Genomic DNA, 12,149 nt, shown 5'->3' with positions numbered 1-12,149 from the left:
AGGTCGTTGCGTTGGTTACGCGTTGGGGTCAGGAGTAATACAGGTAAGGGTGCCGCTGCGCCCGAGGCTGTACACCTCGCCGCTTTCGGGGCAGCTGGCGTAGCCGTGCGCGTCGAATTGCAGGGTGTGGCCCAGGCGGCTCATCCAGCCGCGGCGCTTGGCCGGGTTGCCGAAGACGAGGGCGTAGGCCGGCACGTCCTTGGTCACCACCGCGCCGGCCCCCACGAAGGCGTATTCGCCCAGGGTCACGCCGCACACGATGGTGGCGTTGGCCCCGATGCTCACGCCGCGGCCCAGCTTGGTGGGCTGGTACTCGTGGCGGCGCACCACGGCGGCGCGGGGGTTGACGACGTTGGTAAACACGGCCGAGGGACCGATGAACACGTCATCGGCGCACTCGACGCCGGTGTACAGGCTCACGTTGTTCTGCACTTTCACGTTGCGGCCCAGGCGTACGTCGTCGGCCACGAATACGTTCTGGCCGAGCGTGCAGTCTTCCCCGATTTCGGCCCCGGCGCTGATGTGGCAGAAGTGCCAGATGCGCGTACCGGCCCCGATGCGGCAGCCCTCGTCGAGGACGGCGGTGGAATGCGCAAAGTACTCAGGGGCTTTCTTGGGCATAAGAAGGGGAAAACGGGCAGACCTTTTCGGCGGGCAAAGGTAGGCCTTTTCACTTAGACGTCATCGGCTTGCACCACAGCGCTACGCCCGGGCCAGGTGGCGCGCACCATGCGCGGCCGGCCGCTCAGGTCGGGCAGCCAGCGGGCCTGCCGGTAGCCGCGTTCGGTGAGCAGCTGCAGGGTTTCGGCGGGCAGCGCTTCGTTGATTTCGAAATAGATAGCCCCGCCGGGCATTAGCAGCTCGGTGCCCAGCGCGGCCAGGCGGCGGTAGAACACGAGCGGGTCGGTGTCGGGCACAAATAGGGCCGAGTGGGGCTCGAAGTCGAGCACGTTGGCCCGCATCTGCGCCTGCTCCGATTCGCGCACGTAGGGCGGATTGCTCACCAGCACGTCGAGGCTGGCCGGTTTGATACCCGGCGGCGTTTCGGTCAGAATATCGGCCTGCAGCCACTGCACCTGCGGGGCGTACTGCTGCCCGTTGTGCCGGGCCACGGCCAGCGCCTCGGCCGATACGTCGAGGCCCCAGACCTGGCTTTCGGGCAGCGCGCGGGCCAGCGCCAGCGGAATGCAGCCCGAGCCGGTGCCCACGTCGAGGATGCGCCGGCCGCGGGGGCCGTGCTGCTCCTGGACTATCAGCTGCACCAGCTCCTCGGTTTCGGGGCGCGGAATGAGCGTGGCGGGCGTCACCAGCAGGTCCATATCCAGAAACGGCGCGGTGCCCAGCACGTACTGCAGCGGCTCGTGGCGCAGCAGGCGCGGCAGCCAGGCGGCGGCCTGGGCCTGGGCAGCGGTGGGCACGGGCTCGGTGGCGCGCATGCGGCGCTGCAGCCCATCGAGCCCAAGCAGGTGCTCCACCAGCCGGGCAGCCACGCTGGCGGCTTCGGGCGCGGGGTACACGGCCTGCAGGTTCTGGGTGAGCTGGTCGGTGAGCTGGCGGATGGTCATGCGGAGGCAAAGGTACGCGGGCATGTGCGCCCCTCTCTATATTTGGCCATGCCCGACCTCTCCCCCACCGACGACTTCACCGCCCACGACGCGCTGCTGATGCGCCGCGCCCTCGACCTGGCCCTGCTCGGTGCCCACACCGCCCGGCCCAACCCCATGGTGGGCTGCGTGGTGGCCGATGCCGGCGGCCGCGTGGTGGCCGAGGGCTGGCACGAGCGGTACGGTGGCCCCCACGCCGAGGTCAACGCCCTGACTAACGTGCCGCCGGGCATCGACCTGGCGCAGTGCCGGGTGTACGTGACCCTGGAGCCCTGCTCGCACTTCGGCAAAACCCCGCCCTGCGCCGACCTGCTCATTGCGCGCGGCGTGCGCGACGTGGTGGTGTGCAACGACGACCCCAACCCGCTGGTGGCCGGCCGCGGCTACGCCAAGCTGCGCGAGGCCGGCATCCGGGTGCGCACCGGGCTGCTGGCCGACGAAGGCCGGCGCCTGAACCGCCGCTTTTTCACCGTGCAGGAGCTGGGCCGCCCCTACCTCATCCTGAAGTGGGCCGAGTCGCGCGACGGGTTCGTGGCCGGGCCGGGCGGGCAGCCCGTGGCCATCAGCGGGCCGGCCGCCAAGATGCTGGTGCACCGCTGGCGCACCGAGGAGCAGGCCATTATGGTGGGCACCCGCACGGCCCTCAACGACAACCCCCAGCTGAACGTGCGCGAGTGGCCCGGCCCCAACCCGCTGCGCCTCGTCATCGACCGCACGCTCACGCTGCCCGCCACCCACCATTTGCTCGACGGCTCGCAGCCCACCGTGGTGTACACCAACAAGGAGCAGCCCGACCGCGACAACCTGAGCTTCGTAACCGTGCCGGCTCAGCAGGACCTGCTGCCCGCCATCCTCGACGACCTCAACGCCCGGCGGGTGCAGTCGGTGCTGGTGGAGGGCGGGCCGGCGCTGCACACCATGCTGCTGGAAGCCGGCCTCTGGGACGAAATCCGGGTGCTGCGCAGCCGCACGGTGCGCATCGGAGCGGGCGGCGTGGTGGCCCCGCCGCTCAGCCTCACCGGCCTGCGCGAGCAGCACGACCTGGGCCCGGACGAGCTGTTCGTGTTCGGGTAGATGGTGAGATGGTGATACAATGAGGTGGTGAGTTTTCGAATTGATTGCCAGTGTCGGCGCGGCGCCCTTTTCCACCTTTCGCACCATCTCGCTCTAATTTTGTTGTCCGAACGTCAACTCACCATTTCACCACCTCACCATTTCACCAAATGGCCGAAGACCTGCTCATTGACCGCTCGCTTTCCAAAGCCCAGCAATACCAGGGCCTGCTCCCGCAAATCGAGGCGCTGACCACCGGCGAGCCGGACCAGGTGGCCAACCTGGCCAACGCCATGGCCGCGCTCCGCGAGGCTTTCGGCTTTTTCTGGGTGGGCGTGTACGTGGTGAAGGGCGAGGAGCTGGTGCTCGGGCCGTTTCAGGGGCCGGTGGCCTGCACCCGCATCCGGCGCGGCAAGGGCGTGTGCGGCGCGGCCTGGGCCGAGGCCCGCACCCTGCTGGTGCCCGACGTAGAGCAGTTTCCCGGCCACATTGCCTGCAGCTCGCTGTCGAAATCGGAAATCGTGGTACCCATTCTCAAGGACGGCGCCGTGGTGGCCGTGCTCGACGTGGACAGCGACCAGCTCGCCGACTTCGACCAGACCGACCAGCAGTACCTGGAACAGCTGTGCCAGCGCATGGCCGCGTGGTTTTAGGCTCGCGGCGCGACTGCGTCGGGCCGCGTTTGCGGCGGCTTCTTTAGCTTCGCCGAACTTCGTTTCGGATTTGGCGGATTTTGTGGACGTTTACGGCCGCCGCCCTCTGTTTTAGCCACCCGTCATCTGCTCCCATTGCTATGAACCGTCCTTTCTACCGCCTCGGCGACTGGCGCCGCAACCTGCTGCTGCTCACCGCCGCCGCCAGCCTGGGCCTGGCCGTGCTGCCCGCCTGCAACAATGACCGCCGCGACGAAGCCGCCGGCGACTGGAGCGGCGAAACCAGCGGGGAGTCGTACAGCCAGGGCGTCATCACCGAAATGACGGAGGTGCAGCCCGGACAGTGGAAAATCACGGCCGAGCGTCCGGCCGGCAAGGAGCAGGTGGCCGCCATCATGCGCCACCACGACGGTAAGGTGGACACCCTGCAGGGCCGCGCCCTGCAGCAGCAGATGCAGGATTACAGCCGCCGCTACCCCGAAAACCGCGTGGGCCACTCCGGCCTGATGGACGTGCTGATGTGGAGCAGCATCGGCTACATGGCCGGGCGCTGGCTCACGCCCAACCCCGGCTACTATGCCAACCCCGGCATCTTTCAGCGCAACAACGGCTGGCGCCAGAACATCTACCGCGAGCGGGAAAATGAAGGCCGCGGCTTCTACGGCCGGGGCTTCGCGGGCAGCCGCACCGCCGCCAACGCCGGCATCCGCACCAGCCCCACCGTCACCCGCAGTTCCTCGCGCAGCACCCTGCGCAGCTCGGCCCCGCGCGGCAGCCGCAGCAGCGGCTTCGGCAGCCGCGGCGGCTTCCGCGGGTTTGGGGGGTAGTTTGCCAGGAAGGTTTATCCTGAGCCGCGCGAACCGCCGGTCGGCGTAGCCAGGGACCAGCCTTGCCCTCCCGCGCAGACCGAAAAACGCCGCCCCAACGCCGTTTTGCCCGCCCGTCTGGGGCTTGGCTGGTGGCCGGGGTGCAGGGCTTGAGCCAGGTCCGTTGCGCGGCCCAGGACGACGGCTTTCCTGCTTCGCTCAGCGCCCATTTTTCATTTTTCATTCTCAATTTTTAATTGACCGAATGATCCGCCTACTGCCTCTTACCGGTGACATCGAACCGGCTATCCGCCGCCTGGGCTGGGACTGGGCCGTGGAAGATGCCTGCGCCGCCTACCTCGCCCCCGAAGCCGTGGAGCTGGCCGAGCCCGAGGCCGAAGCCCTGCTTCAGGCCGCCGACACGCTCTACGAAATGCTGGTGCAGGCCGTGCCCGACGACCTGCCCGACCCCTTCCTGCAGCAGCTCGGCATTCCCCAGCGCCTCTGGGCGGCCGTGCGCCACAGCTGGCACGACGAGCGGCACTGGCACCTCTACGGGCGCTTCGACCTGGCCCACACCGCCGACGGCCCCAAACTGGTGGAGTTCAACGCCGACACGGCTACCAGCATCCCCGAAACCGCCGTGGTGCAGTGGGCCAGCCTGATGGCCGCCGGCCGCCCCGAGGACCAGCAGCAGGCCAACGGGCTCTTCGAGGGCCTGGAGCTGCAGCTGCGCGAGTGGCGGCAGCTCAACCCGGACCTGGCCCCGCACCTGCTGCTCGTGCACCTGCCCGACAGCGCCGAGGACGAGGCCAACTGCACCGTGCTGGCCGAGGCCGCCCGCGGCGCCGGTTTCAGCACCGCCCACGTCTGCTCGGTCGATGCCATGCAGGTATCGGTGCTGGGCGAGGACCGCGGCGCCTGGGCCGAGGTACGCCCCGGCCAGTGGCAGCGCTTCGACTTCGTGTTCAAGCTGGTGCCCTGGGAACTGCTGGCCGAGGAAGAGCCCGAGCTGACCGACGACCTGACCCAGCTCTTGCTCAGCCGCGACGTGATGATTGCCAACCCGCCTTACGCGCTGCTGTTCCAGAGCAAGGCCATGCTGGCCCGCCTCTGGGAGGTGTTTCCGCATCACCCGCTGCTGGTGGAAGCCCGCATGGACGACCTCGTGGGCCACTACGTGCGCAAGCCGCTCTTCGGCCGCGAGGGCCAGAACCTGACCGAAATGGAGTACGGCCTGGAAAAGCACGCCCAAGACGGTGACTTCGCCGAGCAGCCGCAGGTGCGCCAGCAGTGGATTGATTTTCCGACTGATGCACAAGGCCGCCGCTACCAGGCCGGCGTGTTCTGGGCCGGCGAGGCCTGCGCCCTGAGCTTCCGCCGCGCCGAAGGCATCATCACCAACCTCTCGGAGTTCGTGCCGCACATCATCACTGGGTAGACGCAGAACTAAGGGAAGCCCCTGCGGGTGAACCACCGGCAGTCATTGCGAGCAACGCGAAGCCATCTTTCCTCTCGCGGCACAAACGGCCCACTGCCTACTGGCCGAAAACAGCCCCGCCCGAAACTGCAGAATCAGTTTCGGGCGGGCTTGTGTTACCGTTGTGCCGCAAGAGGCAAGATTGACGTCGCTTGATGCGCGGCAGGTCGTGCCTCCTCGCAATGACAGCGGGGTGAACCGTTGCTTAGAACAGCGTGGGCGGCGGGGTTTTCAGCTGGGCAATGACGGTCTGGCCGCCTTTTACTTTCTCGCCGATCTGCACTTTCACGTCGGTATCGACGGGCACAAACACGTCGACGCGGGAGCCGAACTTGATGAATCCGAACTCCTCGCCCTGGCTTACTTCGTCGCCTTCGTTCACGTACCACACGATGCGGCGGGCCATGGCGCCGGCAATCTGGCGGAAGAGCACCTGCGGGCCGGCTTCGGTTTCGACCACCACCGTGGTGCGCTCATTCTTGGTGCTGCTTTTGGGGTGCCAGGCCACCAGGTACTTGCCCGGGTGGTACTTGAAGTACTTCACCGTGCCCGACACCGGATTGCGGGTGATGTGCACGTTGATGGGCGACATGAAGATGCTGATCTGCTTGCGCACCCCGTCGAAAAACTCGGGCTCGTGCACGTCCTCGATGACCACCACCTTGCCGTCGGCGGGGGCAATGACGATATCCTCGTGGGTGAGCAGGTTGCGGTAGGGGCTGCGGAAAAACTGCAGCAGCAGCAGAAATGCCACCACCGACACGCCCGAGAATACGCGGTTGAAGCCCACGCCCTGCTCGTTGAACTGATAGAGGAGCAGGTTGATGGCCAGCAGCGCCAGCAGGGTGAAGAAAAGGATGCGGCGACCTTCTTTGTGGATCTTCATAAAGCGCAGGTTAACGCTGATGTACTTGATTTCACCGGTTTAGGATTCAGCCGGCGGGGCAGACAACAGCGAGCAGCGGGGCGTTAGGGGTGAGCGGGAGGCGGAATGCGGGGTACAAATATAGCCCGGACCTTGCGGCCCGGGCTATACGCAATAGTACGTCTGTGCCGGCGAATTTCGCTACCACGGCCGACAAAATCGGGGGCGGGCGGCGAAACCAGCGCTGGCCAGCGGGTTAGAAGCTGCCGCGGAACTTGTAGGTCTGGGCGACTTTGTCGATGGCTACCACGTAGGCGGCGATGCGCATCGGGATGTTGTATTTCTGGCTGGTGGCGTACACTTTCTCGAAGGCGTCGGACATGATGCGGTCGGCGCGTTCGGTCACCATTTCCTCGGTCCACTTGAAGCCCTGGCGGTTCTGCACCCACTCAAAGTAGGACACGGTCACGCCGCCGGAGTTGGCCAGGATGTCGGGCACCACCATGATGCCCTTCTCGTTGATGATGGGGTCGGCCGAGGCCGAGGTCGGGCCGTTGGCGCCTTCCACGATGAGCTTGGCCTTGATGTTGTGCGCGTTGTGCTCGGTGATGACGTCCTCCACGGCGGCGGGCACCAGCACGTCGACGGGCAAGGTGAGCAGGTCGTCGGCGTTGTCCATCAGCACGGCGCCCTCGAAGCCGTCGAGGCGGCCCTTGTGGGCGTTCTTGTAGGCAATGGCTTCGTCGATGTTGATGCCGTTCTCGTTCCAGTAGGCACCCGACACGTCGCTGACGGCCTTGATTTTCACGCCCTGCTCGCAGAGCAGCTTGGCGGCCCAGGAGCCCACGTTGCCGAAGCCCTGCACGGCGGCCGAGGACTGCGTGGGGTCCATGCCCAGCTTCTTCATGGCGGCCAGGGCCGATACCATCACGCCGCGGCCGGTGGCCTCGGTGCGGCCCAGCGAGCCGCCCATGACCAGCGGCTTACCGGTCACGACGGCCGGGGTGGTGGCGCCCACGGTCTTGCTGAATTCGTCCATCAGCCAGGCCATTTCGCGGGGGCCGGTGCCCATGTCGGGGGCCGGAATGTCGCGGTCGGGGCCGAACACGTCTTTCAGGGCCAGGGTGTAGGCGCGGGTCAGGCGCTCAATCTCGCCGGCCGACATGGTCGTGGGGTCGCAGATGATGCCGCCTTTGGCCCCGCCGTAGGGCAGGTCGACGACGGCGCACTTCCAGGTCATCCAGGCGGCGAGGGCCTTCACCTCGTCGAGGTGCACGTTTTTATCGTAGCGGATGCCGCCTTTCGAGGGACCGAGCACGGTGTTGTGCACCACGCGGTAGCCCTCGAACACGCGCACCTGGCCGTTGTCCATGGTCACCGGGATGTGTACGATAACCTGCTTGTCGGCCGCTTTGAGCACGTTGTAGGTCGCGTCGTCGAGGCCGAGGATGTCGGCGGCGACGTTGAAGCGCGACATCATCGATTCGAGCGGATTCTCGCGGTCCACCTTGGGGGCCGGCTCCTTGTAAACCGTGTTAGAGGCCATGCTGTTGGTCGGGTAAAAGGGGTTGGGAAATGAGGGGGAATGCAGAAACAGCGCCGCCCCAGACCAACCGAGCAGCGGGCCTGCGGGCAGAAATAGCGCGCCAAAGGTAGTAGGATTCCCCGACTACCAGGGTGTACGAGGCTTACAGTCGTTAGGTAAGCGAAAAGTTGGGGTTTCGGCTGAATGGCGCGGGCCGGATGCACGCCTCAGAGCCAGTAGGAACGTGCTACGAGACGGTAGTTGATTGCTCGGAGGCGGTAGTTGATAGCTGCGAGGCGGTAGTTGATGCCTGCGAGGCGGTAGCTGATAGCTGTGGGGCGGTAGTTGATAGCTCGGAGCTGATAGTTGATGCCTGTGAGGCAGTAGTTGATAGCTGTGAGGTGGTAGTTGACATCTGCAAGGCGGTAGTTGGTGCCTGCGAAGAGGTAGTTGATAACTCAGAGGCGGTAGATGACAACTGCGCGCTGATTTTCACAACGCCATCAACCACTCCTAGCCCCTCCTCAGCAGAGGAGGGGAACTAGCACTTCGTCGTAGCTCTCGCTTCTGGTGGTGTGCGTTTTAGGCGCCGAAGAGCAGCTGCAGCACCACCAGCACGGGCACCGCGAAGAGGAAGGCGTCGAACCGGTCGAGCAGGCCGCCGTGGCCGGGCATGATGCGGCCGGAGTCTTTCACGCCCACGCTGCGCTTGAGCATGGACTCGGCCAGGTCGCCGAGCACGCCGAAGACGGCCACGACCAGGGCGGCGACGAGGCGGGTGACGAGGGGCATTTCGGGGATGAGGTAGCCCAGGGCCCAGCCCACGGCCAGGGTGAGCAGGGTGCCGCCGACCCAGCCTTCCCAGGTTTTGCCGGGCGAGATGCTCAGGGCCAGCTTGTGCTTGCCGAAGTTTTTGCCGGCAATGTAGGCGCCGGTGTCGGCGGCCCAGACGAGGAACAGCAAGCCGAAGATGCGGCGGTAGTCGTAGCCGTGGTCGGTGAAGGCCAGCACGTTGAGCCCGCTCATGGGCAGAGTGACGTAGAACAGGCCAAGCAGAGCCACGCCGACGTTGGGAAAGGGCGAGAAAGGCTGCTTCTCGCGCGGCCACCAGAACATTTCGCGCAGGATGAGGATGATGGGCAGTAGGAACAGTAGAATAGCGGCTCCAGCAGCCAGCAGAGGCATCATCTGCGTCATCTGTAGCTGCGCCGCAGTTAACTCGATTTGACCTTGCGAACCACTATAAACTGAGTTGCCTCCTGTGGCACTTAAAGGCGGATAAACCGTGTAACCTCCTCTTATCAGGTCGGAGCTACATATGCCGAAAACCGCCACAAAAATCAGCAGGCTCACGGCCCCGCCAATAATAGCCGCCGGCTTGTAGTTCAGCTCCTTCATCATGCGGTAGAACTCCCAGAGCATACGGGCCTGTACCAGGCCGAAGAACAGGCCGAACGTCCAGCCGCTGTACCAGATGCTGCCCAGCAGCAGCACCGCGCCGATGACGCCGGAAATGATGCGCTGCCACATGTTGGACAGCTGGGGCTTTTGTTGGGCTTCGGCGGATTCGGGGGTGGCGGGCGTAGTCAAAGCGGGGTGGCGGGGCTAGCGGAAAGGAATAGGCTGGGGACGTTGCGCCTCACCCCCCGGCCCCCTCTCCGAAAAGGAGAGGGGGTGCCAGACGAGTTTGGCGCGTATGGGTAAGCAGCGGGTTAGGCGCGGGGCTGGTCGGGCGTGGGCGTTTCGATGCCGTGGCTGGTGAGCGTGTGCCCGGCGACGGGCGGAGCCGCTTCGGCGTCGGCGCGGCGCACTTCCACGCCGTGGCTGGTGAGCGTGTGCGCTTCGAGCGGGGCCACTTCGGGCTGGAAGCGCTGCTGGTAGAGCCAGTAGAGCAGGCCGGCGGTGATGAGCAGGGAGACGGAGGCCCAGGTCCAGGGCAGGGCTTCGTTGCCGTCGGCGTCGAAGGCGATGGTGCCGCGCTGCTGCAGGTAGAGCAGCAGTAGCTGGAAGCCGTTTTGGGCGAAGTGGGCGGCCATCGACACGCGGATGTTGCCGCTCCAGGCGAAGAGGTAGCCGAGCACCACGCCCAGCAGCAGGCGCGGGAAGAAGCCGAAGAACTGCACGTGAATGGCGCTGAACACGGCCGCCGACAGCCACACGCCCCAGTGCACGGAGCCCGTCCAGCGGGCAAACTGGCGCAGCACCACGCCGCGGAAGGTCAACTCCTCGGCAATGGCCGGAATGACGGCCACCACCAGCAGCGCCACCAGGAAGCGGCTGAAGGTGTTGAACTTGGTGAGGAAGGTGGTGAGCACCTGGGCCTGGTCTTCGTAGAGGCGGGCGGCTTTTTCCCAGCCGTAGAGGGCGGGCGGCAGGTGCAGGTTGGCGTTCCAGGCAATGAGCACCGACATGGCCGGAATGCTCACGATGATGAGGACCATGGCGGCCACCAGCCAGAAGGCGGGCACCGGTTGCCGGGGCTGGAAGTAGGGCCCGGGCTTCAGGCCGCGCACCACCGGCACCAGCAAAGCGCCGCCGCCGAAGCCGAAGAGCAGCGGCACGCCCTGCATCAGCATCAGGATGCCCCAGCCCTCGGGCGAGTTCTGCGGGGCGGCAATGATGGTGGTGACGCGCATCAGCGCATCCAGGCCGTAGACGGCACCCACCAGCATCATGGCCACGAAGAAGCCTACGCACATACCGCCCACCACCAGCAGCACCAGCAGCATCAGAACGAGGGCGGGGTGCAGGTTTTCGTCGGTGGGGCGAAGGGGGCGGCTGAGGCGCATGGGCAGGAGGAATGAGGGCGCCGGGCGGCACCGCGGGAACCAGGGGCAGTAGAAGCCGGTTATGGCTGGCCGGCAGTCAGGGCCTGAGGCACTTGGAGGCGCGGGCCGTAGCGGCCCGGCAGCGCCCGAGGCCCGCGGACCCTGACATAGTCGTAAATTTGCGCAAAATACGCTAACCCGTTCCGCTGTGGTTTACATCCGCGACATTGCCCTGCCCGACTTTCCCTTGCTGCTCGCCCCGATGGAGGACGTGTCGGATCCGCCTTTCCGCGCCGTGTGCAAGCAGGGCGGGGCCGATCTGATGTACACCGAGTTCGTCTCGTCGGAAGGGCTGATTCGGGCGGCGGCCAAGAGCCGGCAGAAGCTCGATGTGTTCGACTACGAGCGGCCCATCGGCATTCAGCTGTTCGGCTCCGACGTGGACACCATGGGCGAGTGCGCCCGCATCAGCACCGTGGCCGGCCCCGACCTTATCGACATCAACTACGGCTGTCCGGTGAAGCAGGTGGCCTGCAAAGGCGCCGGCGCGGCCCTGCTGCGCGACATTCCGAAGATGGTGGCCATGACCGCGGCCGTGGTGAAAGCCACCCACCTGCCCGTGACGGTGAAAACCCGCCTGGGCTGGGACGAAACCACCAAGAACGTGGAGGAAGTGGCCGAGCGCCTGCAGGACATCGGCATCGAGGCCCTGACGGTGCACGGCCGCACCCGCGTGCAGATGTACAAGGGCGACGCCGACTGGCGCCTGATTGCGGCCATCAAAAACAACCCGCGCATCCGGATTCCCATCTTCGGCAACGGCGACATCGATTCGCCCGAAAAAGCCGTGGAGTACAAGAACCGCTACGGCGTCGACGGCATCATGATCGGGCGCGCCAGCATCGGCTACCCCTGGATTTTCCGCGAAATCAAGCACTTCGTGGCGACGGGCGAAAAGCTGGCCCCGCCCACGCTGGAGGAGCGCGTGGCCGCCTGCGTGATGCACTTTGAGAAGAGCATCGAGTGGAAGGGCCCGAAGCTGGGCGTCTTCGAGATGCGCCGGCACTACGCGCACTACTTCAAGGGCTTGGTGGGCGCCAAGCAGTGGCGCACCCAACTGGTGGAAGCCGGCACGCCGGATGAGGTGCGGGCTATTCTGGCCAGCATTGCGCAGAGCGAGGCAGTGCTGGCCGACTAAGCCGCCTGCCGTCGTTTGCAAGCAGCGGTAGCACCGGCAGTCATTGCGAGCGAAGCGCGGCAATCTTTCCTCTCGTGGCACAACGGCATAAGTAGCACCGCCCGAAACCAGCATCTGTGGTTTCGGGCGGTGCCGTTTTCGGGTAGAGTGGATTGTAGCGGCCGTGCTACTAGAGGAAAGATTGCCGCGCTTCGCTC

At 65.9% G+C, this 12,149-nt stretch carries 11 protein-coding genes; 5 read left to right on the top strand and 6 right to left on the bottom strand.

Features of this window, described 5'->3' with window-relative positions:
- Positions 1–15 precede the first annotated feature (15 nt).
- Both DLM85_RS18165 and prmC read right to left on the bottom strand, forming a co-directional pair.
- Positions 16–621, bottom strand: coding sequence for an acyltransferase (locus tag DLM85_RS18165; RefSeq protein WP_111479575.1), 606 nt, complete (start codon positions 619–621; stop codon positions 16–18).
- A 53-nt stretch (positions 622–674) separates the two neighbouring features.
- A complete protein-coding gene (prmC, locus tag DLM85_RS18160; RefSeq protein WP_111479573.1) occupies positions 675–1,565 on the bottom strand; it encodes a peptide chain release factor N(5)-glutamine methyltransferase in 891 nt (296 codons plus the stop codon).
- Between the two features lie 48 nt (positions 1,566–1,613).
- On the opposite strand from prmC, the gene ribD reads away from it, so the two are divergent.
- The 4 genes from ribD to DLM85_RS18140 all read left to right on the top strand — a co-directional run bounded on the left by ribD (position 1,614) and on the right by DLM85_RS18140 (position 5,557).
- Positions 1,614–2,678 carry a bifunctional diaminohydroxyphosphoribosylaminopyrimidine deaminase/5-amino-6-(5-phosphoribosylamino)uracil reductase RibD gene (gene ribD, locus DLM85_RS18155; protein ID WP_111479571.1) on the top strand — a complete coding sequence of 355 codons (1,065 nt, stop codon included), beginning with the start codon at positions 1,614–1,616 and terminating at the stop codon, positions 2,676–2,678.
- Between the two features lie 149 nt (positions 2,679–2,827).
- On the top strand, positions 2,828–3,310 hold the full coding sequence (locus DLM85_RS18150; RefSeq protein ID WP_111479570.1) for a GAF domain-containing protein: 483 nt from the start codon (positions 2,828–2,830) through the stop codon (positions 3,308–3,310).
- Positions 3,311–3,450: 140 nt separating this feature from the next.
- Complete coding sequence (locus DLM85_RS18145; RefSeq protein WP_111479569.1) at positions 3,451–4,137, top strand: Cj0371 family chemotaxis-regulating polar lipoprotein; 687 nt, start codon at positions 3,451–3,453, stop codon at positions 4,135–4,137.
- A 244-nt stretch (positions 4,138–4,381) separates the two neighbouring features.
- Complete coding sequence (locus DLM85_RS18140; RefSeq protein WP_111479568.1) at positions 4,382–5,557, top strand: glutathionylspermidine synthase family protein; 1,176 nt, start codon at positions 4,382–4,384, stop codon at positions 5,555–5,557.
- 244 nt (positions 5,558–5,801) lie between these two features.
- Here DLM85_RS18140 and DLM85_RS18135 read toward each other — a convergent pair whose 3' ends face one another.
- From DLM85_RS18135 to DLM85_RS18120, 4 genes are all read right to left on the bottom strand, one after another.
- Positions 5,802–6,482 carry a phosphatidylserine decarboxylase family protein gene (locus tag DLM85_RS18135; RefSeq protein WP_111479567.1) on the bottom strand — a complete coding sequence of 227 codons (681 nt, stop codon included), beginning with the start codon at positions 6,480–6,482 and terminating at the stop codon, positions 5,802–5,804.
- Positions 6,483–6,717: 235 nt separating this feature from the next.
- The gene (locus DLM85_RS18130; RefSeq protein ID WP_111479566.1) at positions 6,718–8,007 is read right to left on the bottom strand and encodes a Glu/Leu/Phe/Val family dehydrogenase; all 1,290 of its coding nucleotides are present in this window, start codon (positions 8,005–8,007) and stop codon (positions 6,718–6,720) included.
- Positions 8,008–8,568: 561 nt separating this feature from the next.
- Positions 8,569–9,576 (bottom strand): phosphatidate cytidylyltransferase, encoded by a 1,008-nt coding sequence (locus DLM85_RS18125; protein WP_111479565.1) that lies wholly within the window; start codon positions 9,574–9,576, stop codon positions 8,569–8,571.
- A gap of 122 nt (positions 9,577–9,698) precedes the next feature.
- Positions 9,699–10,775 carry a CPBP family intramembrane glutamic endopeptidase gene (locus DLM85_RS18120; RefSeq protein ID WP_111479564.1) on the bottom strand — a complete coding sequence of 359 codons (1,077 nt, stop codon included), beginning with the start codon at positions 10,773–10,775 and terminating at the stop codon, positions 9,699–9,701.
- 187 nt (positions 10,776–10,962) lie between these two features.
- On the opposite strand from DLM85_RS18120, the gene dusB reads away from it, so the two are divergent.
- A complete protein-coding gene (gene dusB, locus DLM85_RS18115) occupies positions 10,963–11,952 on the top strand; it encodes a tRNA dihydrouridine synthase DusB (protein ID WP_111479563.1) in 990 nt (329 codons plus the stop codon).
- The last annotated feature ends 197 nt before the right edge of the window (positions 11,953–12,149 follow it).

Source organism: Hymenobacter edaphi (genome assembly GCF_003258365.1).
Classification (GTDB): domain Bacteria; phylum Bacteroidota; class Bacteroidia; order Cytophagales; family Hymenobacteraceae; genus Solirubrum; species Solirubrum edaphi.
The sequence above is the reverse complement of the archived record's forward strand: the minus strand, read 5'-3'. Positions and strand labels throughout refer to the sequence as shown.

Excerpts from the sequence above, each read along its gene's own strand:
- DLM85_RS18165 (WP_111479575.1), bottom strand. The coding sequence starts at position 621 with ATGCCCAAGAAAGCCCCTGAGTACTTTGCGCATTCCACCGCCGTCCTC.
- prmC (WP_111479573.1), bottom strand. The coding sequence starts at position 1,565 with ATGACCATCCGCCAGCTCACCGACCAGCTCACCCAGAACCTGCAGGCC.
- ribD (WP_111479571.1), top strand. The coding sequence starts at position 1,614 with ATGCCCGACCTCTCCCCCACCGACGACTTCACCGCCCACGACGCGCTG.
- DLM85_RS18150 (WP_111479570.1), top strand. The coding sequence starts at position 2,828 with ATGGCCGAAGACCTGCTCATTGACCGCTCGCTTTCCAAAGCCCAGCAA.
- DLM85_RS18145 (WP_111479569.1), top strand. The coding sequence starts at position 3,451 with ATGAACCGTCCTTTCTACCGCCTCGGCGACTGGCGCCGCAACCTGCTG.
- DLM85_RS18140 (WP_111479568.1), top strand. The coding sequence starts at position 4,382 with ATGATCCGCCTACTGCCTCTTACCGGTGACATCGAACCGGCTATCCGC.
- DLM85_RS18135 (WP_111479567.1), bottom strand. The coding sequence starts at position 6,482 with ATGAAGATCCACAAAGAAGGTCGCCGCATCCTTTTCTTCACCCTGCTG.
- DLM85_RS18130 (WP_111479566.1), bottom strand. The coding sequence starts at position 8,007 with ATGGCCTCTAACACGGTTTACAAGGAGCCGGCCCCCAAGGTGGACCGC.
- DLM85_RS18120 (WP_111479564.1), bottom strand. The coding sequence starts at position 10,775 with ATGCGCCTCAGCCGCCCCCTTCGCCCCACCGACGAAAACCTGCACCCC.